The following is a 24,748-nucleotide window of genomic DNA, read 5'->3' on the forward strand; positions in this document are numbered from 1 at the left end:
TTTATATTCTCCTTAGCAGGCAGTTTTTATTTCAGTCTTTTTTTCCTGAATGCGGAAACGCCTGGCTGTATACTTTTTTTAAACGTTCCAAAGTTACATGAGTATAACGCTGGGTCGTGCTTATGTTGGAATGCCCAAGAAGCTCCTGAACAATTCTTATGTCCGCGCCGGAATTGAGCATACCCGTAGCGAAAGTGTGCCTAAAAGCATGAGGCGAAACATGGCTTCCTGTTCCTTCAATTCCTGTGTATCGGCTCACGATGTACCAAATTCCGTGGGCTGAAAGCGCAGTTCCTTTTTGGCTTAAAAAAATTCTGCTTACTTCGCCAGCGCATCCTTTTTCAGCCTGCGGAAATCTCGCCTTTCGTTCCTTCAAATAAAGCATAAGGGAATTTCTTGCGTCCTGTTCAAAATAAACGCGGCGGTCTTTTTTTCCTTTTCCTGTAACAATTGCGCTTCTAAAATCACTTGTAAAATCCTGAAACTTCAAGGAAGCAAGCTCGCTCACACGGCATCCAGAAGAATACATCATTTCAAAAATCGCCTTGTCCCTTGATGCCCACAAAAGCTCTTTTTTTTCAGGCTGACGGCAAACATTGTCAATTTCAACCTGAGACATAAAGCGCGGAAGTGTTTTTGGCTGACGAAGACACTTTAACTCGTAGGAAACGTTTTTAGAAATATAACCAAATTTCTTTAAATATGCAAACAATCCTCTGACTGCGGAAATAATTCTATTTATAGAAGCCACTGAATATTTTCTGCGGCTCAAATATCCAACAAAAAGCCTCAAATCTTCCAGTGTCAGTCCTTCTGCCGATTTATCATTTCCAAAGAATTCGCAAAAATGAGCCAAATCCTGCCTGTAAGACAAAAGTGTATTTTCAGACAGTCCGCGCACACTTCCGAGGTAAATCAAAAATTCTTCGGAACATTCAAAGAGAGTTTCAGGCATTTTGGGATTCTTTTGACACTTTATCAGCCTTGTTCGCCTTTGCAAATTCTCCTGCAGCTTCAGCAGCAACAGCTTCATCCGCTGAATGGAGATAGTCGCAGTCAGGATTTATGCAGCTTTTATATGAACCGTTTTTCTTGTCGTATTTTTCAACAAGAAACCAGCCGCACTTAGGGCAATAAACATCAATAGGCTTAAAATGCGAAATAAATGTGCATTCAGGATAATTTGTGCATCCATAGAATTCTTTTCCACGGCCTTTTGTTTTTCTTGCGACAATATGCCCATCACAGCCTTTGCGCGGACATTTTGCAAGCGGAACACTTTTTGTATTGTGGCACTCAGGAAATCCAGAGCAGGCAAGAAAGTATCCGAAGCGTCCAAGTTTTTTCACCATTGGCTTTCCGCACTTCTCGCAAATCTCATCAGTAGGCTCATCAAGAGTTCCTTTCAAGCTTTCCTGATTTTCCATGACTTCCTCAACACGATTTTTAAACGGTCCAAAGAAATCCGCAATCATATTGTTCCAGACAAGCTCATTCTGCTCAACCTTGTCAAGATTATTTTCAACTTCAGAAGTAAACTGCTCATTTATAACATCAGGAAATGATTCCACAAGAATCTTGCAGATGATCTTTCCGAGCATCGTTGGAACAAGCTGCTTGTTATTCCGCGTAACATAATAACGGTCAAGCAAAACTGAAATTATAGGCGCGTAAGTTGACGGGCGGCCGATTCCCTTTTCCTCCAAAGTTTTTACCATTGAAGCATCAGTGTAACGAGCCGGACCTTGAGTAAAATGCTGCTCAGGATAAAATTTTCCGCTTGAAAGAATTTCACCAATCTTAAGAGAAGGAAGGCTTCCTGTTACATCTTCCTTTGAAGAAAGTGTCTTTATGACATTATAAAAACCTTTGTGGCTTAACTTGCTTGCGCTCACACGGAACAAAGCGTCTCCAGCCTGAATATCAACACTAGTCGTCTTTGACTTAGCATTGTTCATCTGACTTGAAACAAAACGTTCCCAAATAATCGAGTACAAACGAAGTTCTTCACGAGTCAAATATTCCTTCACGCTGTCTGGAGTATACTTTACATAAGTCGGACGAATCGCTTCGTGAGCATCCTGTGCGCTCTTTCCAACTGCATATTCAATTTTTTCAGCAGGAAGATCCTCCGGGAAATTTTTTCCAATCCACTCTCTTACATCGTTTATAGCGGTCTGGCTTATGCGGACAGAATCGGTACGCATATAGGTAATAAGTCCAACGCGAGTGTTTCCAATCTGCACGCCTTCATAAAGACGCTGGGCAATCTGCATTGTTTTTCTTGAAGTAAAACTGAGCCTGTTTGCCGCTGCCTGCTGAAGTTTTGAAGTTGTAAAAGGAGGCTTAGGACGGACAGTTTTTTCAGTTTCCTTTATGTCTAAAACTTTGCATTCGCTGTTTTGAATTTCTTTTATAATATCATTAACAGCATTTTCATTTTTCAGTTCAGGTTTTGTTCCTTTGTACTGAACAAGCTGAGCCGTAAATTTATTTTTTCCCTTCGCAAAATCCGCATCAAGAGACCAATATTCTTCAGGAATAAAATCTTCAACTTCTTTTTCACGCTCGCAAATAAGACGCAACGCAACAGACTGAACACGTCCGGCACTAAGTCCGTTTTTTACTTTTTTCCAAAGAAGCGGACTCAAATTGTAGCCAACAAGCCTGTCAAGAACACGGCGGGCTTTCTGCGCATTTACCTTTGCTTCGTCTATTTCACGTGGATTTTTTACAGATTCCTTTATCGCAACTGGAGTAATTTCATTAAAAACAATGCGATGTATGGGAGCTGCGGTTTTTTCCTTGAGCGCGTTATTCAAATGCCATGCAATTGCCTCACCTTCACGGTCATTATCCGATGCAAGCAAAACGCCAGAAGAATTCTTTGCATCTTTTTGCAGTTCCTTTAAAAGCTTTGCACGCCCGCGGACAGTTATATATTCCGGCTGAAAATTATTGTTTACATCGATTGCGATGCGGCTTTTGGGCAAATCAATAAGATGTCCCATAGAAGCCTTTACCGTGTAGCCAGTTCCAAGATAATGCTCAATTGTCTTTGCTTTCGCAGGAGACTCAACAATAATCAGAGTGTTCTTTTTTGCCTCTTTTTTCGATGTTTTTTTAGCAGTTTTTTCAGCCATAATTCACCTGTCAGCATGAATCAAAAAATTCAAGCTGTCCTTTATTTTTACAGACTTTAAATCCCGGAGCATTTTTTTTTACCGCGACAAAATCCGCATAGTTTTCTATAACCGGAGCTCCTTCCTCAATAAATTTTTCAGAAGTACGGACACTTTTCTTTCCGCCGTGCCCATTTTTTTCAGCTTCACTGCAAAATCCAGCCGAATGAAAAACAACATCGCGGTTGTAATCAAGGGCGAAATCAGCAGTAATAAGAGCACCGCTTCCAGCAGGAGCATGAACAACGACAGTGCACGAAGACAAAGCCGCCACAAGCCTGTTCCGCTGAACAAATCTCCAAGGCTCAGCAGGAATGCCGGGAACATACTCGCTTGCAATAAATCCGCCGTTTTTTACAATCTGCTGGGCAAGGCTTCTGTTTCCATAAGGAACAACAGTATCGATTCCGCACGGAAGAATCGCCGCAGTTGACTGCAAAATTCCGCTGGAAAGAGCGCCTTTATGAGCAAAACTGTCAATTCCATTTGCAAGCCCGGAAATAACAGTCTGCCCGCAAAAAGCAGCTTCCCTTGCAAAGCCAAAAGCCGCATGCGCAGTTTTTTCACAAATGCATCGTGTTCCCACAACAGAAACACACGGCTTTTTCAAGGCTTCTAAGGTTCCGCGGTAAAAAAATGCGTAAGGAGAATCTGGAATAGTCCTAAGCATGGCAGGAAATTCCGCTTCATAATAAAAAACGGAATTTATTCCTTTTGATTCTGCAAGGCTAAAACTTCTTTCAGCTAAAGCCCTGCACGCTTTTCCATTCCAAGCCGCCCTTCCCAAACTTCTGCCTATAATAGTAGAAAGCTCTTCTATAGACAGTAACGCAAGATTATCCATGCTGTCAATATTTTTCTTTAAAAGAATTTTTTCTTTGGCAGAAAGGAATGTTATTGATGAAATTGCAATGTCTAAAATATCCACAAGAAAAAGATATAAAAAACTGTTATAAAATGCAAATTTTATTTATACTGAAGCTCAAGGCATTTCTTTTTGTTTTCCTGCGCAGCCTTAACTTTTTCATCATTAGGTTTTAGCTCAATAATTTTGTCGTAAAGCTCAATAGCCTTGTCAAACTGATACGTTAAATAATACGCGCCCGCAAGAGCAAACATTGCATTTGTATCTCTGGTTTGAACAGAAAGAAATTTTTCAAGATAAGGAATCGCCTTGTCGCCCTGCCCGAATTCAAAAACGTAAAGAATTCCAAGTCCGTACAAAACGCGGTAATACTTCGGGTTAATTTTCAATGCCTGAAGATACGAACTTTCCGCAAGCCGAAGATAATTCATTTTTTTTATCGCTTCATCTGACGAAGTTCCTTTAGCATCAAAATCAAGGCTAGCGTTCGCCATGTGGCCTGCACAGCTTCCTACATAATAATAAAGATTCGCATTGTCCGGATAATAAGACAAAGCCTTTTGAAAACATTCCAAAGCTTTTCCGTACATCTGCTGGTCAATATAACGGGTTCCAAGAATTTTATACCAAATTCCAATCTGACCTTCTGTAAGAGCCAAATCCATTGCGCGGGCATCGTATTTTTTTATAGCTTCTTCAAGTTCTTCTTTTGTCGTAGGATTTGAAACACCTTCTTCAATTCGCTGCATCCGTTTTATAGAATTATAAGAAGGAGAACAAGAAATCGCCGCAAAAGAAATCAAAAGAGCAAACGAAATTTTGATAATTTTTTTCATAAAAATCCTCCGTTGTTTTATTCAGTTTTATGACCCGGGAAAAAATCCCTGTGGCTTTCTTCAAGCCTTGAATCATCTATGTGCGTATAAATCTGCGTTGTAGATAAATCCGAATGCCCCAAAAGTTCCTGCACAGATCTTAAATCCGCGCCGCCTGAAAGCAAATGTGTTGCAAAGGAATGACGCAAAGTGTGAACTTTCGCTTCAATTCCAGTTTTCTTTCCCATGGCCTTGAAATTCTTCCAAATTCCTTTTCTTGAAATAGGATTTCCTTTAGAATTTACAAAAACTTCAGGAATAATTCTACTTCCTACAAATCCTGGGCGAATTTCAAAAATCCATTTCTTAAGCCAAAACGCCGCATCCTCTCCAAACGGAACAAGACGCTCCTTGCTGCCCTTTCCGCGGACAAGAATCAGGTTTTCGTCAAAATGTACATTTGCAATCAAAAGTGAACAAGCTTCGCTTATCCGAAGTCCGCAGCTGTAAATCACTTCGTACAACGCGCGGTCTCTTATTCCAAGCGGCTTTTTCACGTCAATTGAAGCCAAAAGGCTGTCAACCTGCTCAACTTCCAAAACTTTTGGCAAAGCCCTTGAAACCTTAGGCTTTCCGATTTCATGCGCAAAATTTTCAATCCATATTTTTTTTCGGACTAAAAACGAACCAAAAATTCTAAGCGCAGACAAATCTTTTGCAAGCGTAATTTCTTTTCTTCCGGAAGTTTTTCTAAAAGCCGTATAATAAAGCAAAGACTGAACCGTAACTTTTTCTAGCGGCGTTTCATTTTTTTCCAGATAATCAAGAAATTCCTGAACACAAATCAAATAAGTTTCCGCCGTCAGTTTTCCGTGATTTTCCACAAAAAGAAGCTCACTGTAAAATTCCTGAAGCAGAGATTTTTTTTCCATATATTAAAGCTGCGTCAAATCTATGGAGCGCGAAAGTCCGTTCAAGCGTTTTCTATAAATCGCCGGCTGATTTATGTCGTTCGGATCAATTTTTATTCCCGATGGAAGCTTGTGCCCAGAAAACGGTCTTTTTTCTTCTGCAGAATTTTTTTCTTCAGGCTGATTTTCAACAAGCGAAACAGTCTCTCGTTCACCAAGAGATTCCGCTGGAGCAAATGAAGTTTCGTCATTTTCTTTTGGTGCGGAATTTTCAACTGAAGAATTTTTAAAATCTATGGAACTAAAATGTTCGGAATGTTTTGCAGGTTTTGAATCGGATTCAGTTTTTCCGCCCAATGCACGGATAAATTCACCATAGTCGGCAACAGAATCATCTTTTTCATCTTCTTCCAAAGGAACTGAAGTTGCAAAGTCGTCATTGCCGCTAAAATCAGTTGCAATTACGGTAACAGAAACTTCGTCGTCTTCCATTGCGGAATTTTCTGAAAGTCCAAAGATTATTTCCGCCTCTTTGCTTGCAGAATGCTTGATTAAATTCACAATATCCTGTGTTTCTTCCAAATCCAAATTTCCATTACTTGTTATGTTAATGAGAATTTTTCTTGCGCCGTCAATCTGGCGATTTTCAAGCAGAGGATTTGCAATCGCACCTTCAACAGCTTCGTTGACTCTGTTTTCACCCTTGCCTTTTCCAACGCCAAGAATTGAATCGCCTGAACCGTACATGATTTTTCTTACATCGGCAAAATCAAGATTTATATCACCAGGCTGAGTAATAAGTTCAGTAATTCCCTTTACGCCAGCACACAAAAGTCCGTCCGCAAACTTGAACTGTTCTCTAAAAGTCATGCGGTGGTCAACATTTTCAACGGCCTTAAAAATCAAATCATTCGGAAGAACAATCAAGCTGTCTACATTTTGCCTAAGTTTTTCAAGTCCTTCCATAGCGTTATCCATGCGGACTTTTCCTTCAAATTCGAAAGGAGTTGTAACAACGGCAATTGTAAGAATTCCAGCATTGTGAGAAAGTTCCGCAACAACAGGCGCGGAACCTGTTCCAGTTCCGCCCCCCATTCCGGCAGTTATAATAACCATGTTTGCACCGGAAATAATTCGTGAAATACGCTCAGCATCTTCTTTTGCGGCATTTTCACCAACAGCAGGATTTCCGCCCGCGCCAAGTCCGCCTGTAATTTTCTGTCCAATCGGAACTCTTAACTGCGCAGTTGATTTATGCAAAGCCTGCTTATCTGTATTTAAAACAATAAACTGAACACCAGAAACTCCGTCTTCAATCATGCGCTGAACCGCACTAGAGCCTCCGCCTCCACAGCCAATAATTTTTATAACAGTAGGATTTATGTCACCAAGCTCGTCATCAAAATTCAACGGCTCGTCATTTTCAACGCTTGAAGCTGACTGCAAAACTGAACCACTCAGCGGCACATTCATTTTTTGAGAAGACGTATCTTCAACATTTGTAAATTCCATATTATTCCTCCCGACCCGCGCATTCTGCTTCTTAATCCCCATTAAAAACAGAGCGCATCCAAAAATATTTAGTTTATCAATTTATCTTTTTTAACAAGTTCTTAAACCAGCTGGACATTGAATCCTTTTTTTGTTTTTTTGAAACTTTGCGGGAAACCGCCGCAGAAGAATCATCATTTTTATTCGCAAGAACCAGTCCAACAGCAGTCGCAAAATCCGCATTTCTATAAGAATCATCAGTTCCACCAAAATCCGCACAACAGCCGATTCTAACAGCCGTAGTCTTCCAAACTTCCTGCGCAAGAGTTTCAATGCCAGGCATAAGAGCTCCTCCGCCAGTAAGAACAATCGTTCCCCTAAGTTCCGTAAGACCAGAACGTCTGACAACTTCTTTTTTTGCAGAAACAAGAATTTCTTCAACACGCGCCGTTATAATTTCACTTAAAGCCGCTTTGTTTGTAAGCTCAGGCGGAAGTCCTCCAACGCCAGGAATTATAACTTCCTCATTTTCCTCTCCTTCGTTAAGCCAACAAGTACCGTACTTTATTTTCAATTCTTCAGCTACAGAAAAAGGAACACCCATTACTTCGGAAATATCATTTGTAACACGGTTTCCGCCAGCTGGAATTGAAGTTGTAAAAACCGGAGCGTCTTTGTTCAGAACAATCACATCCGTAGAACCGCCGCCCAAATCAATCAAAATAGAACCAAGATCGCGCTCGTCTTCTCTTAAAGTCGCATAGGCAGCCGCCAAAGTTTTAAGCGTGATCCTTCTAAGTTGATATTCTGCGCGCATAATACATTCATTTATATTCGCATAGGCTGAAGTTGAAACTTTTAAAAGCAAAGTCTTTACTTCAAGCCGCACGCCTTTTATTCCGATTGGATTTGCATATTCGCGTCCGTCAACAAGATATTCCTGCGGAAGAATGTGAAGAAGAATTTCATTCAGCGGAATTGAAACAGCCTGGGCGCAATCCAACGCACGGTTCTTTGCTTCCATTTTGATTTCAACTTCACGGTTTCCGCCTTTAGGATCTGCGCCAACAACACCCGTAGAAGGAAGACTTGTAACCTGTGAACCACCGATTGAAGTATAAACTTCAACAACTGTTGTACCCGCGCTGATTTCGGCAGCTTCAATTGTTTCTTTTATTACATTTTTTGTTGCATCAATATTGACGATTATTCCGTTTCTAACTCCCTGAGACGGTCTTTTTGAAATTCCTATTATTTCAATTTCGTCATTTGCATTTACTTCTGCAATAACTGCCCTGATCCAGCAAGTGCCAATATCAAGACCAACAATTGTCCGAGCCAAAATATTCCTCACTCAACGGCATCTGTATGAAAGCGAATCATATCGCAAATCGACTTCCACAACATCCGGTTCTATAGAATTTACAACGTCAAGAACAACCATCATATACTTCAGCGCGTCTTCAGTCAAAGAGCGGTCGGTAAGAACTCTGACCTTTGCCTGTGTAGGATAAAGAACAAGCTCGTAGTTTCCATACTCTTTAGGCACAACCTGAATTTCTGAAATCGCGGCAAAATATTTCTGAGACAAATTTCTTATCGCTGAAATTTGCTCCATAAGCACACGATATTTTGCCGGAAGTCTCATTCCTTCCTGAAGATTTTCAATAGGAAGTCCTGAAATAAGAGGAACAGAACTGTCCTGCAAAATGGAATCTGACTGTATGCTGAATAGTACACAATTTTCGTCAATTTGAACAGACTTTGACACACCATTTACAGAAAGAATAGTTTTTGCAACCGGAGTTCTTTCTTTTACGGAAATAAAAATCTTGTCTGGAAAACGCTTGTCAACGGAAACTCTTTCAATATAAGAAACGTTGCTCAAAATTGAAGCCGCACGGTCTGTGTCGAATCCTGTCCAAGACGAATTTGAAAGAGGCGCAAGCCGCTCAGCTATATCTTTCCGCGCAAAAGAATCCAAGCCTGAATAAATTATAGCTGGATGTCCAAAGCACGGAAGAACAAAAGCATAGATAATTCCTTCAACAAAAAGAAAAAATCCAAGCACAAAAACAACAATTTTGAGAGCAATATATTTTTTTTCACTTGCTTTCTTGTCTGCCTTTTCAGAAGTTTTTACACCTTCAAAAGAACCCCAAAATTCTTCAAAATCAGAAATCGCCGCATCACTCATATTCAACTACAACTCCCCCGATTGTTTCTATGTTATCAAATTTATTTTTCAAAGTTTGCCCTGATTCTTTATCGGCATCGCAGTGTGAAGCGTTTATAATAAATCCGCACATGCAGAGCGTTATTATAAGGGACGAGCCGCCTGAAGAAAAAAACGGCAATGGAATTCCAGTTGTAGGAGAAGCTCCGCAGACAACGGCGCAGTTAAAAACCGACTGGCAAAAAATGCAAAGCGTGCATCCAAATGAACCGTAAGCCGCAAAACGATCCGGACAGTTAAGGGCAATTTTAAATCCGCGGCAGGCAAAAACTACAAGCAAAATAAAATAAGATGTTACGCCAAAAAGCCCCATCATTGTAGCCCAGCCTGCAAAAATATAGTCAGTCTGAATCTCTGGAATTGCAGAAATTCTTTCAAGTCCGTCGCCGATTCCAGTTCCCCAAATTCCACCTGAGCCAATCGCCCTTTCAGATGCTGAAGTTTGATAGCCTGCTGTCAGCCTGAATTTTTCAGGAAAAATATATGCAAGAATTCTCATCAAGCGGTATTCTTCCATGGAAACCAAAATCACTGCGGCTGGAATAGCAAGAATAGAAAACGGAATAAGCCATTTTAAAGATGCGCCAGACAAAATAAACATCGCCACACCAAGTGCAAAAACAAAAATTCCCGTGGATAAATTTCTCTGACAAAAAATCACAACAACAAAAAGCAAAAGCGCCACAACTGGATAAATAAATTCCTTGGAGCTTTCCTCGTATTCAGAAGAGTGAGCGTCAAACATATGCGCCAAGTACATTACAATTGCGAACTTCACAAGTTCCGATGGCTGAAAAGAAAATAAATGCGGAATCACAATCCATCTTGAAGCGCCTTTTCTTTCGCTTCCAATTCCAGGAAGAAACGCAAGAATGCAAAGAACAAAAGAAATCACGGCAAACATAAAAACGAATTTTCGGATTTTCTTTACAGGAACAACTGCGAAAAAAATCAATCCGAAAAAACCTACAACAGAAGAAACAATTTGCCTATTTAAAAAATAATTTTTATTTCCGAAGAAGCGCTCGCCAACTCCAGGAGAACAAACATAAAGCGTAAAAATTCCAAGTCCCCACAAAAGCAAAGAGCAGACAATAAAAACAGAATCGCTTTTTCTATAATTTGACACAGGACGGTCAGGAAAAAATCTGTATTCTCCCATAATCACTCGTCTCCAGCAAGCAAAATTTTTGAAATCCGCTCAAGCCCCATTCCTCTGGAACCTTTTATAAATATAATTGAATTTAAACTTCCGTGCAAAACTTTTTTTATTTCCGAAGCAGCCCGCTCCATTGAATCTTGAGAATTTCCAGCAATAAAAATAATATTTTTTTCAGAAGAATTTTTCGCCTTTTTAAAAGCGGCTTTCATTTCTGTTCCAATAAAAATCACAAGGTCAACATCAGAATTTACAGCAAGAAGTCCAGTTTTTTCATGCGCGGATTTTGAATCAGAACCAAGCTCAAGCATATCGCCAAGAACAAAAATTTTTTTTGCGTCCGCTTCTTTTTTTACAGAGCCGATAAATTCAATTGCTTTTTCCATTGAATCAGGATTCGCATTGTAGCAGTCCTGCATAATAAGAAAATTTTTTCCGTCAAGAATTTCAGAGCGGCCGGACAATGGCTTTAAACTTGAAATTCCATCTGAAATTTGCCGTGAAGAAAGTCCAAGAACCTGAGCAAGAGCAATCGCGCCCAAAGCATCTTTGTAGTTATATTTTCCAGGAAGCGGCAAAATCGTTTCAATTCCGTCTATGCTGAATTTTGTTCCTTTCAATCCCATGTCGCAAATATATTTTACAGAATCAGTGTCGTTTCCATAGAATACAACTTTTCCATCAATTTCGTTTTTTAAAAAATCTGAAAACTCATCGTCAACCGGAATTACGCCAGTTCCAAATCCGCCGAAATAACTGAAAATTTTTGCTTTCTCTTTTGCAATATTTTCACGGCTTCCAAGAATCCCAATATGTGCTGTACCAATATTTGTTACAACAGCAAAGCGTGGCTTCAGCACAGAAGCGATTTCTCCAATTTCATTTTCACGGTTCATGCCCATTTCAAAAACACCGCACTCATGCTCGGCTCTTATGTTGAACACAGAAAGCGGAAGTCCAGTTTCGCTGTTTAAATTTCCTTTGTTTGAAATGACTTTGTATTTTTGCGAAAGTATTGAAACCAAAATTTCTTTTGTTGTGGTTTTTCCGCTTGAGCCTGTAACGCCAATTTTTATAAGATGCGGAAATTTTTCCACGTAACGGGCAGCCGATTTCTGCAAAGCTTCAAGAGTGTTTTCCACAGCGATAAAAATTACAGAAGGATTTTTTTCATGAAGTTCAACAAAATAATTTCCGTTGTTTTCAAAATTTTTCATACTTATAAAAACTACGCTTGCACCTTTTTCAATCGCCTGTGGAACATAAGAATGTCCGTCCTGATTTTCGCCAATGAGCGGAACAAAAAGAGTATTTTTTTCAACCAAGCGGCTGTCTGTCTGAACGGACTTTATGCAAAGCGGACTGTTTCCAAGAACATGCACGCCATTAACGGCTTCAAGTATTTCTTCCAGCGACAAAAGCGAATCATTTTCGTTCATTTTTTCTCATCTCCACGCGCACGATTTCTTCAGTTTCAGCTTTTCTCATGCCCAAATCATTTTCTGCAATAGTTTCAATTCTATCCGAACTTGAAAGCACGCTTATATCCGTTATAAGTTTTTTATTTTCCGCTATTAATTTTTCCTGTTTTTTCTCAAGATCCAAAACCTCTTTTTTTAGCTCGCGGTATTTGCTTGACTGAATTCCATTTAAAATCAAAAGTCCAGGAATTCCCAAGGAGAATATAACAAGACAAAAATTTTTCAGCAAACTTTTTATTTTCATTACAAAGCCTCCACTCCATAAAGCCGAAGTTTTTCCGCATCCCGAAGTTTTCGCACAACACGGAGCTTTGCGCTTCTGGAAGGCGAATTTGCTTTGATTTCTTCTTCGGAAGGCTCAACCGGTTTTCTTGTTAAAATTTCCGCGCAGGGAGTTCCGCCGCAAACACATTCAGGAAATTCCCGAGGACAAACACATTGCTTTCCAAGATTACGAAAATAATTTTTTACAATTCTGTCCTCAAGCGAATGAAATGTTATAACGCCTATTTTTCCACCCGGAGCAAGAACATTGAACGCGGCATGGATTGCTTCCGGCAGCCTTTTAAGCTCACTGTTGACAAGAATTCTCAAAGCCTGAAAAGTCCTTGTCGCAGGATGAATATTTCCGTATTTATATTTTGAAGGAACGGCATTGAAAATTATATCTGCCAAAGCTTTTGTTGAAACAATTTTCTGAGACTTTCTTGCAGAAACAATCGCACTTGCAATCCGCCTTGAATATTTTTCATCTGAATAAAGATAAATCATATTTGCAAGCTCGTCTTCCGGCATTTCATTGACGATGTCGGTGGCGCTTTCTTTTGTGTCAGCATTCAACCTCATATCAAGCTCTTCGTCATGCCGAAATGAAAATCCTCTGCCGCTTTTTTCATAATGAAAAACACTTATTCCCAAATCAAACAAAATCAAGTCAGGCTTTCTTTCTTCAGAATAATTGCAATAAAAATCGTTGAACCAGCCATTGTAAAACTTCATCCGCTCTCCAAATTCCGAAAGACGCTCTTTCGCCCTTGCCTGAATAACGCTGTCGGCATCAAGTCCAAGAATTTTTAAAGTTGGAAATTTCTTTAAAAAATTAAACGAATGTCCGCCTTCTCCCAAAGTTGAATCAATCATAAAAGCGTCCTTTTCAAACGGCTCGCCAATCGGAGAAAGAAATTTGAGACATTCATTTAGCAATACAGGAGTATGAACAATTTCCACTTTTTTCCAGCCTGATTTTTTTTGAGCGGCAAAACTCACATCAAAATATCGCCCATAGTTTCCGCAGCCTTAAGGAAGGAATCTTCAGTTTTCTCAAGATAAGCCCTGTACTTTTCAGAATCCCAAAGCTCCATATACTTGTTGATTCCAAGAATTGTACATTCACCTTTAAGTCCCGCGTAATCTCTAAGCGTCTGGGGAATAGAAAGACGACCGGATTTATCAAAGTCCAATTTTTGTGCAGGCGCAATAAAGCGTCGCATAACAAGGCGTTTCTGGTCATTGAACAAAGACGCCGAGTCCACAATTTTTTTATTAAGAGAAGTCCATTCATCAATGGAGAAAATCATAAGACAGCGGTCGAGCCCCTGAGTTACAACAAGACTTTCCTGCTGCAAAACAGAGCGCAACTTAGCCGGAAACTGAATTCTTCCTTTATCGTCCAGCGTGTTGTTGTACTCGCCAAAAAGCATTTCCATGCCACTATCCACCACTTTACCCCACTATTTCCCACTTATTAAATATTTTATCAAAAAAAAACGTAATGTCAATGCAAAAACTCTCCGATAAGCTGATTTTTATAGCTGAAAATTCAGTTGGACTTTAAAACTGTATAGTTGAGAATCTTTTTTATATCTGATAAAAATCCGCAGGCTGTAATAAAATGATAAACACACTGAATGAAACAAGCCTTCACAAATCGCTAAAAGCCATTTACAGAATCCAGTGCAACGGAAAATCAGAAGTAAAGATCGGCGCATACATTGCGGACATTCTTTGTCCTGACGGCGGAATCATAGAAATTCAGACAGGAACGCTTGGAAAACTGCTCAAAAAAACAGAATTCTTTTTATCTGAAAAACGAAAAATAAAAATTGTCTATCCGCTTGCAACCGCAAAGTACATAGAAACAAAAGATGCCGCCACGGGAAAAATTACAAGGCGAAAAAGTCCTTTAAAGAAGAACATATATTCAGTTTTCAAGGAAATAACAGCACTTATCCCCATTCTGCTCGAAAAAAATTTCACACTTGAAATAATCGAAGCAGAAATAACAGAAGAGCGCGTAAAAACGGAAGAGCCAGTCCAGTCAAAAAACAAAAGACGAAGATTCAAAAAAAACTGGCAAAAAACAGGAAAGCGTCTTGAGCAGACAGGAAAAATTTTTACACTTCACGGAAAATCTTCTTACAAAAAACTGATTCCAAAAAATCTTCCAGACACATTTACTTCAAAAGACTTTTTTGAACTTTTAAAGAAAAATGCTCCTCTTGTAAAAAGAAACGACGCAAATCTTATGCTTTGGGTTCTTTCAAAGATAGAAATTATAAGCACAGTCGGAAAAAAAGGAAACGCAAAAATTTATTCTACGCAGACAAAGTGCTATGAAAATGTGTTATAGCACCGGCAAGAGCGTCCGCGGCATGGTCCGGACGAGGCGGCTGCTTCAAATTCAACAAAAGCTGAACATACCGGGCAACAGTATCTTTATCCGCAGTTTTTGTTCCAGTAACTGCGCATTTTATCTGATTCGGAGAATACATAAAAATGGGAATCGCCTGCTGAACAAGGCACAAGTTCACAACACCTTTTGCTTCCGCCACTGCAAGCGCGCTAGTCGTATTGCGAGCAAAAAATAAAGTTTCCATTTCGGCTTCTGTAGGACGAAATTCATTCAAAATCGCCAGAAGTTTATTGTAAATATAAAACAAGCGGACTTCATGCGAATCGTTGCTTGAAGTTTCTATAACTCCGTAGCTCACAAGAGAAATTCTGGAATTTTCACAGTCGATTATCCCAAACCCGGTATGCGCAAGCCCAGGATCTATGCCTATAATCCGGCGTTCTTTCATATATGCTGAAAAAAAAACAAGGCACTTGGACGAAAAAAAATTCCGCACCAAATGCCTGCACAAAAACTAAAAAGTCAAAACTTAGGCTTCTGGATCGAAGTCTTCCGGATATTCAACAGTTGAATAAACGTTCTGAACATCATCGTTTTCTTCAAGTTTGTCCAAAAGTTTCTGAACTTTCTTTGCAGTTTCTACATCAACTGCTGTATAGTTAAACGGAACCATAGAAACAGCGGCAGAAAGTGTTTCCCATTCTTTAGACTGAAGAGCTTCAAGAACCGCATCAAATGAAGCAGGATCTGTTGTTACAGTGATAACACCATCTTCATTTACAACATCTTCCGCGCCAGCTTCAACTGCAACGCTCATAACATCGTCTTCGCTTACTTTTTCTGCATCATATTCTATAACGCCTTTGCGCTCAAACATACGGCTTGTAGAACCTGTTGTTCCGAGATTTCCGCCGTTTTTATTGAAAATATTGCGAACATCAGCAGCAGCGCGGTTCTTGTTGTCTGTAAGAACATCCACGAGAACAGCAACTCCGCCCGGAGCATATCCTTCGTAAACAAGTTCTTCATAAGAAACTGCACCAAGTTCACCAGTTCCTTTCTTTATAGCGCGCTCAATATTGTCCTTTGGCATAGAAGCAGCCTTTGCCTTGAGCATAGCAGTTCTAAGGCGAGGGTTAGAATCAGGATCTCCTCCACCCATTTTTGCCGCGATAGAAATTTCCTTTATGAATTTTGTGAAAAGCGCTCCACGTTTTGCATCAGCAATACCTTTTGCGTGTTTAATGGTTGACCATTTACTGTGTCCTGACATACGGAACTCCTATAAATAATAACGAATAAGTATAATATACTACCATAAAACAAATAAATACGTCAATAACGACCCCATGGCTTCCAGGGCTTACGCATGTAAAATAAAAATGAAAATATTTTACGTCAAATATACAAGAAAAAAGTAAAAATTATACAAATCAGCATTATTTTAATCAGTTATGCTCATTAAAATCTGTAAATTAATTGATTTTGTGTTTTTTATGGCTTCAACCGTAATACAAAAATACGGCATTTTTTTTCATGCTGAAGCCATGCCTGTTACTGGCTGTTTGATATGTTGTGCCATTTGTCAACATAAAAAACTCCTTTTGAGAAAAAATATAAAAAAAAACGGAAGGAAAGCGATAGATCGGCACATGGCCATTCTGATATACGTGGATTCGCCTGAAAATCAGGTTTACCGACAGGTCAATGGTCCGCCTGGAATTCTTTCTCTCTAACTGCGAGCATAGGAAGTTAAAAAGTTTCCCGCTCATAAACCGCTCGAAGATAATTCCTTAAATGCTCACAAATTCCTTCCGTTATGATACAAGTTAATTTTTCGCCAGAATATCTTTAGCGAAAGTTTCATCCCGCAGGTGATTTGATTTCATTGCGCAATAAACTCCTCGACCGTTTTTTGAATGTCGGAAAGCTCCCCCTCATCAATTTTGTTCAAGGCAGTTTTCCTGTTGTCAACAAAATTCATCATTCCCCAGACAAAACATGCAAGCTCCCTTGCCCCCGCCGTCGTTACTAGATTGTAGGGGAGCCCTTTTTGGGAAAGATAAAGCATTCTTTTTCTGAGCCTGAGCGTGCACTTGTCCGCGTAAGAAACGATGGCGGCGGACGCATTTTTCTGCCGCTCTTTTACCCTGACTGATTTTGCCGTGACAACAGAATGCATTCTAAGGCTTCCCGCACACTCAACAAGAAGACTTCTGACTCTTGAATTCCCAGCTTTCGTAATCGCCGTGTGCCGTACCCTGTTTCCGCTTGAATCCTCGCCGGGACAAAGTCCTGTAAAGCTTACGAAGGACTTCGCCTTTGAAAAACGGGAAAAATCCCCGATTTCCGCGACAATCGAAATGGCGGAGACATAACTGATTCCAGAGATGCACACCAGGGCATCAATTTTTTCCCTCACTTCATCATCCTTGCAGAGTTCCAGAATCTTCGCCTCAATTCTCTGAACTTTGTCCATGAGCGTTATTACTTCGGCGTGATATTCCTCAAATGATTCCTGAAGCCACTTGTCAGCGAAGTTCATCGTCCTGAGCCAAGCCATGTGAGCCTGCGTCCAGTAATGGCCGCTCTGAGGATAAGGCAAGCCCATTCGCAGCAGGAAAGAAAGGAGGTTCTGCTTTGCTTTTTTGAGCATGGTGATTTTTGCCGTCCTGACCCGTGTATATTCCTTTATCGCCTCAAGTTTTTCAGAAGGAAGGCAGACAGGGCTGTAGGTTTTGAAGGCGAGAGTCTTTGCAAGAAGGCGGGCGTCCATCCTGTCTGTCTTGACTTTCTGACCAGGTGCCTTTGCTATTGTCGATGGGGCGATAATGACGCAGGCGAAGTCTTCTTTTTGAAGTTTTCTGCAAAGTCCGTATCCTGTGGGACCTGCCTCGTATCCAATAAGAAAAACTGCATCTTGCCCGACTGATTTTTGAAGGTTCTTCAGGTAGTGAAGCGTGTTTTCAAATTTGGAAGAGCTTTTGTGCTCCGCGAATAATTTGTCTTCACGGCTGTCATAAGCACAGAAAGAATTTGTGTCCTTGTGCACGTCAATTCCGACATAGATTACTTTTGTGTTCTCTGTTACATTGTTCATTGTAGTGCTCCTTTTTGCATGAGGCAGGTCATGCTTGTTGTTTTCTATTCCAAGTTTACGACCGAACCCTCGATTCTGCAAACCTGGTGGCACTACATATTGTCTAACGTAGTTTTTATATGCTCTGGAAGCGGAATCTCAAAAGTCTGCGTTTTTCCATCAACCGGCAATGAAAGTTTTACAGATGCAAGCTGAAGTTTTTTTATTCCGATTTTTCTCGCAAGCTTATTCTTTTTAAAATCTCCGTGCTTGTCGTCTCCTGCAATCGGACAAGAAGCCTTCGCAAGCTGAATTCTTATCTGATGCATACGGCCAGTTCCCAAAGTGAGCTTCAAAAAACTAAGTTCCAGTTCTTTTTCTGATTCTGGAATTTTTACATTCCAAACTGATTCAACTTTAAAAAAAGTTTTTGCCGCCTGAGTTCTTCCGTGAGCCTCAACAGTTCCTTCCAGAACACCTGAATAGCATTTTTTTCCGTCTACAACAGGAATTCCAAAGCAAACCGCGACATACTCTTTTTTCACTTTTCCACCTGAAATCAAGTTCGTCCACTTTGCAGCTGCCTGCGCGTTTTTTGCAACAACAAGAATGCCGGAAGTTTCTTTATCCAAACGGTGAACAAGAAAAATTTTGTAGCCAAGCTGAATGGAAAGCTCCGCATCAAGCGGATGTGCAATGCCAGCTCCGCCTTGAACAGAAACACCACCCTCCTTATTCACAAGAAGAATTTCTTCATTTTCAAAAATTATAGAAAAAGTTTTCATTTGCCGAAAATAAAATACAAAGAGCTTCAAAACTAAAACGTTTTTGAAACTGGCTCAATATTTTGAGTTCCATATTAATTGAGGTTTATAAAAATGACAAGCATCTCAAAAAAAGCATCCGCACTTGCATTCCTTTTTTTTATTTCAATAGAAATTTTTGCGCACAGAGTTTCATTTGAAGGATTTTCAAATTCAGTTTTTATCGACTTGCCTGAAGAATTTGCGCTCGTCCAATCTCAAGGTGAAGACTCATTTCTTATGCAAAGCAAAGTTGCGCCAGTCAGCTCCATAATTAAAATTTACAAAAAAGAAAAATTCATTTCAGCGCAAGAAGCATTGGGAATCACAATCCAAAAACTCAATCTTAAAACTCTTGAAACAAAAACTGCGCAATGGAGAAACAACGAAGCTTGCATTGCAGCGGTAAAAGGAAAAATTTCTGGCGCAGAATCTCAAGGCTACGCGGCGGCTTCTGTAATTCCAGAAAACAAAAGCATTGCCGTTCTAATTTCCTGGTGCGGCGCGGAAAATTTTAACAATGCAAATTTTCTTATTGAAAGTTTTATCGACTCGCTTTGCATTGATTCAGAAAGCTGTTTTTCGCCTGGACTTTTTACATCGTTGTATCATCCGGCTTCCGGCTATGAGCAAACGTTGAATCTTCTTATAGACAAAAAAGAAATTTCAACGCAACTCGATTCGCTTGACTGCAAAAATTCAGAATATCTCATTGAGCGCGAATACAAAGTGCTTCAAATGTATATGAACAGTCCGCTTTGGAAAGAAGCTTGGCAACGTTACTACAGAATGATTTTTAAAGATTCGTGCAAGAGGCTTCAAAAAGTTTCATTTGACATTTACAGAACTCTTGCGCCCGACTGCAAGGACGAAACTGATTTTGCGCAGAAAATTTTATCATGGACTCAAGGATTCAAATACGAAAGGGAAAAAACTGCAAGCGACTTTGCATCCCTTCCGTCTATAATTTCCGGTGGAGGAAGCGACTGCGATTCAAGAGCCATGCTGATTGCCGTAATTCTTCAAAGCATGAACATAGACTCGATAATTTTTGTAAGCAGCGAATTTCATCACGCAATTGCAGGACTTGTTTCGTCCCATCCGGGATTCGTTTTTACAGTTGATGGCAAAACTTATCTTACAGGTGAAACAACAGTGCCAGGATTAACTTGGGGAATTATTGACAAAAACCAAAGCGATTTTTCAAAATGGATTCCCGTAATGCTTCCCTGAACATTTTAAGCGCAAGAAAGCAATGCGGTTTTATTTTATGAGAAGATTGTAAGCATCCATAGGAGATTCTGAATTAAGAAGAACTTCTCTCAAAGATGCGTCCTTTAGTTTTGCGCTAAAGAATGAAAGTGTCTTTAAATAATAGCTGTGCTGATTATAAGCCGCCGCAATCATAAAAAGAATTCTTACAGGAATTTCATCAACAGGCTGAAAACCAATTATGTCGCATTTTGAAATTCCTACGGACATAACAAGGTCAGTAACACTTGAAAGGCGCACATGGGGAATCGCAAGACCTCTTCCAATAGAAGTTGACATAAGATCTTCCCGCTTGAGAATTTCAGCCTCCAGTTCTTTTGCATCTTTTACCTGAGGGGCTGTGGCAAGATTCTGCGCAAGACGGACAAGAGAATCATGCTTTGTCTGATGATTCATAAAAACAATCCGCTCTGGAGAAAGTATATTTTTTACCTGAACAATAATCTCAGAATCATTTGACTTTCCGCCGGAAGAAAGCCGCTCATTTACCCATTTTTCAATTTCAGATTTTTTAAATCTCCAGACAGTTCCAATTTTTCCACTTGGAATTTCGCCTTTCTGAGCCCAGTCATATACAGTACGCTCGCTTACACGAAGATATTTTGCAACTTCTTCAATTGTAAGAATATCATCTTCCATAGATTACGGCCTCTTATTTTTATTAAATTTCAACAATTGTATATGTTGCGTCATTTTGCAATCTTTACGCTTTTTTGTCAATATTCGCAGAAGCAAAACAACAATGTAAAAATTTAGGCTTTATTATCTTTCCATGGAAAAAAGAAACCTTTTAATGTTCTTGGCCCCAAAAGTTTCCTGTCTTTAGCAAGCAAATCGTTCCAAGGCACATTCTTGCGTTCCTTTGCAGAAAGCCCAGGATTTACTTCAATCCAATCGTATTTATAAAGAAGAAGCCTGAGCGCATTTGTATTTGTGATTACGATTCCAGTCATTCCCGGATAAAGTCCAAAAGTAAAAATCGTAAGCAGAAAATTCAGAAAGTTTACAAAAGAAAGCGCAAAGGTAAATCCGATGTTGTCAAAGAAAATTATGTACGATTTTTTGAGGCATTTTTTAAATCCGTTGTTCATCAGGCTTCTTACAGGCAAAAACCACTGGAGCGCAAAGAAAGTTGTGACTAAAAACCAAAATATCAAAATCATAAAAATGAACCAAACATAGCTTCCGCTTGATTTCCACATTTTAAAATAAAACGGCAAGGTCACAGCCGCAACGCAAATCAATGCGCCGGTAAAAAGTCCGAACAACGCGCCGGTTTTAAATGAAATCAAAAATTCCTTGAAAAATTCACTGTATCTTGGAGCATCAAAATTTGCAATTTTAGCGGCATTTTTTCCAGCAGCAAATCCCACGGAACAAATCAAAATGCTGTCAATAATAACTGAAGCAAAAATCAATGTCGCTCTAATTTCACCAGAAAAAGGCGAACTATAGGCAAACATAAAAATAAGATAGGAAACAAAAAGCGCAATCAGTGAAAAAAAATTGCAGACAACAACGTAAAAAAGATTGTCCCAGACATCACATAAATTCTTTTTAAAGAAAAATCCAAACATGGAAAAAATAGTAATATAATTGCTGACAATTTTCAACGCCAATGATAAAATTAGAAAAATATGGAATACAACGTCAATTCTGTAATTTCGCTTATCTCAAGAATCCACACGCAGACCGCAGAATTTACAAACAAAATGCTTTCAAACCATAATTTTGTGTCTTCCCACGGATTTATACTTTTTCTTTTGTCTGAAAACGCAGAAATGTCCATGGGAGAAATTGCAAAAAAAATAAACAGAGATAAAAGCACCACAACATTTTTAATCAGAAAATTAATAGACGAAAAACTTGTAAAATGCGAACAAAGCAGAAAAGACAGCCGGAAAAAAATAATTTCTCTAACTGCTGAAGGAAAAAAATACAACAACTTTACAAGCGAAATTTCAAACAAACTGCTTTCAATTTGCTATAAAAGTTTTTCCGCAGAAGAAAAAGAAACGCTTTTAAATCTTCTGGAAAAAATGAGTCTGAACCTAGAAAAAGAAGAAACTCAAGCATAACAAAAGCACTTTTTATAAAACACAACACAAAAAGGGCTGTCCAAAAAAAATGGGCGCCTGGCTTGAGCAGAAAGAAAAAGTAAAGGAACTTCTCGCAAGTGAAGAATATAAGACACTCATGAAAAAACGCTCAACGGAGTACGAGACCGTCTTCAACCAGACAAAAGGCAATCCGGGATTCAGAAACTTCCATCTCCGCGGGAAAGCAAAAGCCGGGACTGAATGGGGATTGCTGATGATTGGATATGATTTCAAGCAGCTGGTTCGATTAATGAATGCCTAAAGAAAAAAAAGCTGCCCTTTGTTGAAAAAATCTTCAGCTTTAAGGACAGCTCCATTTCTTTTCTATCTAAAAATTTAAAAGCTCTATTTTAAAGCCGCGCTTATGCGTTCCAAAACCTTCTTGCGGTCCAAAGGTTTGACAATATAATTTTTTGCACCGCTAAGAAGAGATTTTTTTACAAGCTCTTCTTTTCCAAGCGCACTGACCATTACAACCTTGGCATTTTTGTCAAAGGCAATAATCTGCTCAAGGGCTGTAATTCCGTCCATGCGAGGCATTGTTATATCCATAGTTACTAAGTCAACATTCGGACAAAGCTCTTTATATTTATCAACGCCTTCTTTTCCGTCCTGAGCTGTAGCAACAATTTCATAGCCATCACTAGAAAGAATCTGAGTGAGCTGTTTTGCAACAAACATAGAATCGTCTACAACTAGCACACGGTACTTTGTTCCGTCAAGTTTTTCACCTTCAGGCGGACGCTCATTAATAGATGGAAAATCCTGTTTTGTTTTCATTCTAAACTCCTTATATTATGTGCGCTCGCGAATTGCGACGTTAACTTCAATTTTGCCATAGTCAGTAATAAGAGGAACAATAAGAGCTTCTACATTGTCTGTTGTTCCGCCCAATGCCGCTATTTCCATTTTTTCACCTGCGAACAAGGCAGGAGGCGTAAGGTCAAATTTAAAACCAAGGTCATGCAATTTTGTAACAGACTGCGCTGTAATCAAATTTGCAAGCTCGCTGATAGTAGCCTTTGCCAAGTCGTCAAAAGCCGGCAATTTTTCCTCATTCATCTTGGAAGCAATATTCAATGCAGTTTCAAAAGTCATGTCAAAAAGAACACGGCCTTCAACATCTCCTGCAAGTCCAACAAGAGCCGCAACACCCATTACAGGCATAGCAGTTGACTTCAAATACAAGTCGCCTCTTTTTACTTCTGCCCCGCCCAAAACTTCTTTTAAAACACGGTAAGAAGTTTCGACAAATGGATTAATATACTCTACTCTCATTAATAACCCCCTGAAAAAAACATATTTTCTAGTCTATTTTTTATATACTGAAATATTTTCTGACGCATTTACTTTGTTCCAGCCTGGAATCTGAATATTTTCATTATCTCCAACAATTATAACACCATTGCCTTTAGTTTTTTCACTAAATTCAGACAAAAGCGTATTTCTTGAAGCATCGGGCAAGAACGCAAGCAAATCCCTTGCAAACACAATATCTATAGGAGGAAGATTATTTGTGTTTACGCAGTCATGGTATTCAAACATTATAGAATCTTTTATATCCTTGTTGAACGCATATTCACCGCTTACAGTCCGAACAGTATAAGGCTGATACCAACTGTTGCTAGCTTCATCCGAAAGCGTCATAAGAGGAGCATTTGAAACGCTAAGCAAATCAATATCATGAGCGTAAATTCTAATTTTTGCAGACGGATATTTTTTTCTTAATATGCACGCCAAAGAATAAGACTCGTAGCCTTTTCCGCATCCCGGATTCCAAACAACAATATTTTTTGCGCTGTTGTCAGGAAGCATTTTTTCCAGCTCATCTGCGTATTCTTCTGTCCACCAGTTTCCATTGCATTTTGAATAGAAAGAATTTAAGAACAAATCCGCATCAGTTTCATTTTGAAGCTGAGTTTTTCCTTCGCCACGCTCATTGCACCATTCTGAATATCTTTTTTCAGTCCAATCCTTTGTAATCTCGCTTACATAGAATTTCTTGAAATTTTTAAGTGAATCAGCTATGAAATTCAAATCCTGAACAGAATTTTTTTCTTTTTCAGCAGGCTTTTCAATCTCAGGAACAGACTTTTCAGGAGAAGCCGCAGATTCTGCGAGTTCAGCTTCCTGCCGCAATTTTGCCTGATTTTGGGCAGTTTCCGCAAGTTCTTTTTCTTCTTCTGAAGTTCTGTGACCAAAAATTCTGTCAATGTCCAAAAGAACATAAAGATTGTTTTCGGATTCAACAACGCCGTAAATATACTTTATGTTTATGTCGCCAAACAAAGGATGCGGTGGCTGAATGGAACTTTTCTGAATTCCAACAACCTTGTCAATTTCGTCAACTACAATTCCAAATGTCTGCTCGCCAACTGAAACAATCAACAAATTCTCAAGATAATCATCATCATGCTCATGAACTTCGCTGTTGAAGAAAAGGCGCAAATCAATAATCGGAATAATATCGCCACGCAAATTGTAGACACCACGGACAAAGGGAAGAGCATTCGGAACATAAGTAAAACGTCCGGCTTTTGCAATTTCCTTTACCTTCATAATATCTATGGCATAATCTTTTCCAGACAAAGAAAACGTAACCATTTTGAAATCTACAACTGTAATCTTGTTTTTTTCTTCTGCAAGTTGTTCCGAAGACAAGCCTTCAGCCCTGTCCATTGTATTTGCAAGCACACTAAGTTTTTCTTGAATTGTCGCCATAC

At 39.4% G+C, this 24,748-nt stretch carries 26 protein-coding genes; 4 read left to right on the forward strand and 22 right to left on the reverse strand.

Translation table 11 applies throughout. The features are described from left to right. Window positions 1–31 precede the first annotated feature (31 nt). The 13 genes from TRESU_RS08120 to mraZ form a co-directional block, all read right to left on the reverse strand. A complete protein-coding gene (locus tag TRESU_RS08120) occupies window positions 32–955 on the reverse strand; it encodes a tyrosine-type recombinase/integrase (RefSeq protein ID WP_013701769.1) in 924 nt (307 codons plus the stop codon). Continuing rightward, on the reverse strand, window positions 948–3,143 hold the full coding sequence (topA, locus tag TRESU_RS08125) for a type I DNA topoisomerase (RefSeq protein WP_013701770.1): 2,196 nt from the start codon (window positions 3,141–3,143) through the stop codon (window positions 948–950). The genes TRESU_RS08120 and topA overlap by 8 nt, the downstream gene beginning before the upstream one ends. A 10-nt stretch (window positions 3,144–3,153) precedes the next feature. Further along, complete coding sequence (locus TRESU_RS08130; RefSeq protein ID WP_013701771.1) at window positions 3,154–4,110, reverse strand: DNA-processing protein DprA; 957 nt, start codon at window positions 4,108–4,110, stop codon at window positions 3,154–3,156. Between the two features lie 38 nt (window positions 4,111–4,148). Continuing rightward, window positions 4,149–4,883, reverse strand: a complete 735-nt coding sequence (locus TRESU_RS08135; RefSeq protein WP_013701772.1) for a tetratricopeptide repeat protein — start codon at window positions 4,881–4,883, stop codon at window positions 4,149–4,151. Window positions 4,884–4,900: 17 nt separating this feature from the next. Next, window positions 4,901–5,794: a tyrosine recombinase gene (locus TRESU_RS08140; RefSeq protein ID WP_013701773.1), complete on the reverse strand. Its 894-nt coding sequence runs from the start codon at window positions 5,792–5,794 to the stop codon at window positions 4,901–4,903. 3 nt (window positions 5,795–5,797) lie between these two features. Further along, window positions 5,798–7,285, reverse strand: coding sequence for a cell division protein FtsZ (gene ftsZ / locus TRESU_RS08145; RefSeq protein ID WP_013701774.1), 1,488 nt, complete (start codon window positions 7,283–7,285; stop codon window positions 5,798–5,800). A 76-nt stretch (window positions 7,286–7,361) separates the two neighbouring features. Next, window positions 7,362–8,606 (reverse strand): cell division protein FtsA, encoded by a 1,245-nt coding sequence (gene ftsA / locus TRESU_RS08150; protein ID WP_013701775.1) that lies wholly within the window; start codon window positions 8,604–8,606, stop codon window positions 7,362–7,364. Window positions 8,607–8,618: 12 nt separating this feature from the next. Beyond that, window positions 8,619–9,461, reverse strand: coding sequence for a cell division protein FtsQ/DivIB (locus TRESU_RS08155; protein WP_013701776.1), 843 nt, complete (start codon window positions 9,459–9,461; stop codon window positions 8,619–8,621). Continuing rightward, window positions 9,454–10,662, reverse strand: coding sequence for an FtsW/RodA/SpoVE family cell cycle protein (locus TRESU_RS08160; protein WP_013701777.1), 1,209 nt, complete (start codon window positions 10,660–10,662; stop codon window positions 9,454–9,456). The genes TRESU_RS08155 and TRESU_RS08160 overlap by 8 nt, the downstream gene beginning before the upstream one ends. Before the next feature lie 2 nt (window positions 10,663–10,664). Further along, the gene (locus tag TRESU_RS08165) at window positions 10,665–12,098 is read right to left on the reverse strand and encodes a UDP-N-acetylmuramoyl-tripeptide--D-alanyl-D-alanine ligase (RefSeq protein ID WP_013701778.1); all 1,434 of its coding nucleotides are present in this window, start codon (window positions 12,096–12,098) and stop codon (window positions 10,665–10,667) included. Then, window positions 12,085–12,384, reverse strand: coding sequence for a cell division protein FtsL (locus tag TRESU_RS08170; protein WP_013701779.1), 300 nt, complete (start codon window positions 12,382–12,384; stop codon window positions 12,085–12,087). The genes TRESU_RS08165 and TRESU_RS08170 overlap by 14 nt, the downstream gene beginning before the upstream one ends. Beyond that, the gene (gene rsmH, locus TRESU_RS08175) at window positions 12,384–13,367 is read right to left on the reverse strand and encodes a 16S rRNA (cytosine(1402)-N(4))-methyltransferase RsmH (protein WP_041612338.1); all 984 of its coding nucleotides are present in this window, start codon (window positions 13,365–13,367) and stop codon (window positions 12,384–12,386) included. The genes TRESU_RS08170 and rsmH overlap by 1 nt, the downstream gene beginning before the upstream one ends. A gap of 35 nt (window positions 13,368–13,402) precedes the next feature. After that, window positions 13,403–13,846, reverse strand: coding sequence for a division/cell wall cluster transcriptional repressor MraZ (gene mraZ, locus TRESU_RS08180; protein WP_013701781.1), 444 nt, complete (start codon window positions 13,844–13,846; stop codon window positions 13,403–13,405). Between the two features lie 185 nt (window positions 13,847–14,031). On the opposite strand from mraZ, the gene TRESU_RS08185 reads away from it, so the two are divergent. Continuing rightward, a complete protein-coding gene (locus TRESU_RS08185) occupies window positions 14,032–14,769 on the forward strand; it encodes a DUF8091 domain-containing protein (RefSeq protein WP_013701782.1) in 738 nt (245 codons plus the stop codon). On the opposite strand, the gene ruvC is transcribed toward TRESU_RS08185, so the two are convergent. From ruvC to TRESU_RS08210, 4 genes are all read right to left on the reverse strand, one after another. After that, entirely contained in the window at window positions 14,735–15,220 is a 486-nt protein-coding gene (gene ruvC / locus TRESU_RS08190) for a crossover junction endodeoxyribonuclease RuvC (RefSeq protein WP_013701783.1), read from the reverse strand. The genes TRESU_RS08185 and ruvC overlap by 35 nt on opposite strands. A gap of 81 nt (window positions 15,221–15,301) precedes the next feature. Further along, window positions 15,302–16,045, reverse strand: a complete 744-nt coding sequence (locus TRESU_RS08195) for a YebC/PmpR family DNA-binding transcriptional regulator (protein WP_013701784.1) — start codon at window positions 16,043–16,045, stop codon at window positions 15,302–15,304. 612 nt (window positions 16,046–16,657) lie between these two features. Beyond that, entirely contained in the window at window positions 16,658–17,965 is a 1,308-nt protein-coding gene (locus tag TRESU_RS08205; RefSeq protein WP_245535657.1) for an IS110 family RNA-guided transposase, read from the reverse strand. After that, window positions 17,965–18,636 (reverse strand): RluA family pseudouridine synthase, encoded by a 672-nt coding sequence (locus TRESU_RS08210; RefSeq protein WP_013701786.1) that lies wholly within the window; start codon window positions 18,634–18,636, stop codon window positions 17,965–17,967. The genes TRESU_RS08205 and TRESU_RS08210 overlap by 1 nt, the downstream gene beginning before the upstream one ends. A gap of 93 nt (window positions 18,637–18,729) precedes the next feature. Between TRESU_RS08210 and TRESU_RS08215 the strand changes: the two genes are divergently transcribed. Further along, window positions 18,730–19,887, forward strand: a complete 1,158-nt coding sequence (locus TRESU_RS08215) for a hypothetical protein (RefSeq protein ID WP_013701787.1) — start codon at window positions 18,730–18,732, stop codon at window positions 19,885–19,887. 30 nt (window positions 19,888–19,917) lie between these two features. Here the strand turns inward: TRESU_RS08215 and TRESU_RS08220 are convergent, their stop codons facing one another. Both TRESU_RS08220 and TRESU_RS08225 read right to left on the reverse strand, forming a co-directional pair. Beyond that, window positions 19,918–20,565, reverse strand: coding sequence for a PTS sugar transporter subunit IIA (locus tag TRESU_RS08220; RefSeq protein ID WP_013701788.1), 648 nt, complete (start codon window positions 20,563–20,565; stop codon window positions 19,918–19,920). A 113-nt stretch (window positions 20,566–20,678) separates the two neighbouring features. Beyond that, window positions 20,679–21,503, reverse strand: coding sequence for a hypothetical protein (locus tag TRESU_RS08225; protein ID WP_013701789.1), 825 nt, complete (start codon window positions 21,501–21,503; stop codon window positions 20,679–20,681). 60 nt (window positions 21,504–21,563) lie between these two features. Here TRESU_RS08225 and TRESU_RS08230 point away from each other — a divergent pair, with 60 nt between their 5' ends. Then, window positions 21,564–22,004: a MarR family winged helix-turn-helix transcriptional regulator gene (locus tag TRESU_RS08230; protein WP_013701790.1), complete on the forward strand. Its 441-nt coding sequence runs from the start codon at window positions 21,564–21,566 to the stop codon at window positions 22,002–22,004. Window positions 22,005–22,053: 49 nt separating this feature from the next. After that, window positions 22,054–22,287, forward strand: coding sequence for a transposase (locus tag TRESU_RS08235; RefSeq protein ID WP_041612032.1), 234 nt, complete (start codon window positions 22,054–22,056; stop codon window positions 22,285–22,287). An 83-nt stretch (window positions 22,288–22,370) separates the two neighbouring features. On the opposite strand, the gene TRESU_RS08240 is transcribed toward TRESU_RS08235, so the two are convergent. The 3 genes from TRESU_RS08240 to TRESU_RS08250 are packed head-to-tail and all read right to left on the reverse strand — an operon-like array spanning window position 22,371 to window position 24,704. Then, complete coding sequence (locus TRESU_RS08240) at window positions 22,371–22,805, reverse strand: response regulator (protein WP_013701791.1); 435 nt, start codon at window positions 22,803–22,805, stop codon at window positions 22,371–22,373. 15 nt (window positions 22,806–22,820) lie between these two features. After that, entirely contained in the window at window positions 22,821–23,303 is a 483-nt protein-coding gene (locus tag TRESU_RS08245) for a chemotaxis protein CheX (protein WP_013701792.1), read from the reverse strand. Between the two features lie 33 nt (window positions 23,304–23,336). Then, a complete protein-coding gene (locus TRESU_RS08250; protein ID WP_148228325.1) occupies window positions 23,337–24,704 on the reverse strand; it encodes a CheR family methyltransferase in 1,368 nt (455 codons plus the stop codon). Window positions 24,705–24,748 lie beyond the last annotated feature (44 nt).

It is taken from the genome of Treponema succinifaciens DSM 2489, assembly GCF_000195275.1.
GTDB lineage: Bacteria > Spirochaetota > Spirochaetia > Treponematales > Treponemataceae > Treponema_D > Treponema_D succinifaciens.

Bases quoted from the DNA above. Each gene is read 5' to 3' on its own strand.
- TRESU_RS08235 (WP_041612032.1), top strand. From the start codon at position 22,054: ATGGGCGCCTGGCTTGAGCAGAAAGAAAAAGTAAAGGAACTTCTCGCA.
- topA (WP_013701770.1), bottom strand. From the start codon at position 3,143: ATGGCTGAAAAAACTGCTAAAAAAACATCGAAAAAAGAGGCAAAAAAG.
- TRESU_RS08160 (WP_013701777.1), bottom strand. From the start codon at position 10,662: ATGGGAGAATACAGATTTTTTCCTGACCGTCCTGTGTCAAATTATAGA.
- TRESU_RS08155 (WP_013701776.1), bottom strand. From the start codon at position 9,461: ATGAGTGATGCGGCGATTTCTGATTTTGAAGAATTTTGGGGTTCTTTT.
- TRESU_RS08185 (WP_013701782.1), top strand. From the start codon at position 14,032: ATGATAAACACACTGAATGAAACAAGCCTTCACAAATCGCTAAAAGCC.
- TRESU_RS08215 (WP_013701787.1), top strand. From the start codon at position 18,730: ATGACAAGCATCTCAAAAAAAGCATCCGCACTTGCATTCCTTTTTTTT.
- TRESU_RS08245 (WP_013701792.1), bottom strand. From the start codon at position 23,303: ATGAGAGTAGAGTATATTAATCCATTTGTCGAAACTTCTTACCGTGTT.
- TRESU_RS08230 (WP_013701790.1), top strand. From the start codon at position 21,564: ATGGAATACAACGTCAATTCTGTAATTTCGCTTATCTCAAGAATCCAC.
- ruvC (WP_013701783.1), bottom strand. From the start codon at position 15,220: ATGAAAGAACGCCGGATTATAGGCATAGATCCTGGGCTTGCGCATACC.
- mraZ (WP_013701781.1), bottom strand. From the start codon at position 13,846: ATGGAAATGCTTTTTGGCGAGTACAACAACACGCTGGACGATAAAGGA.
- TRESU_RS08220 (WP_013701788.1), bottom strand. From the start codon at position 20,565: ATGGAAGATGATATTCTTACAATTGAAGAAGTTGCAAAATATCTTCGT.
- TRESU_RS08225 (WP_013701789.1), bottom strand. From the start codon at position 21,503: ATGTTTGGATTTTTCTTTAAAAAGAATTTATGTGATGTCTGGGACAAT.
- TRESU_RS08240 (WP_013701791.1), bottom strand. From the start codon at position 22,805: ATGAAAACAAAACAGGATTTTCCATCTATTAATGAGCGTCCGCCTGAA.
- TRESU_RS08140 (WP_013701773.1), bottom strand. From the start codon at position 5,794: ATGGAAAAAAAATCTCTGCTTCAGGAATTTTACAGTGAGCTTCTTTTT.
- TRESU_RS08195 (WP_013701784.1), bottom strand. From the start codon at position 16,045: ATGTCAGGACACAGTAAATGGTCAACCATTAAACACGCAAAAGGTATT.
- TRESU_RS08165 (WP_013701778.1), bottom strand. From the start codon at position 12,098: ATGAACGAAAATGATTCGCTTTTGTCGCTGGAAGAAATACTTGAAGCC.
- ftsZ (WP_013701774.1), bottom strand. From the start codon at position 7,285: ATGGAATTTACAAATGTTGAAGATACGTCTTCTCAAAAAATGAATGTG.
- TRESU_RS08170 (WP_013701779.1), bottom strand. From the start codon at position 12,384: ATGAAAATAAAAAGTTTGCTGAAAAATTTTTGTCTTGTTATATTCTCC.
- TRESU_RS08210 (WP_013701786.1), bottom strand. From the start codon at position 18,636: ATGAAAACTTTTTCTATAATTTTTGAAAATGAAGAAATTCTTCTTGTG.
- TRESU_RS08135 (WP_013701772.1), bottom strand. From the start codon at position 4,883: ATGAAAAAAATTATCAAAATTTCGTTTGCTCTTTTGATTTCTTTTGCG.
- TRESU_RS08120 (WP_013701769.1), bottom strand. From the start codon at position 955: ATGCCTGAAACTCTCTTTGAATGTTCCGAAGAATTTTTGATTTACCTC.
- TRESU_RS08250 (WP_148228325.1), bottom strand. From the start codon at position 24,704: ATGGACAGGGCTGAAGGCTTGTCTTCGGAACAACTTGCAGAAGAAAAA.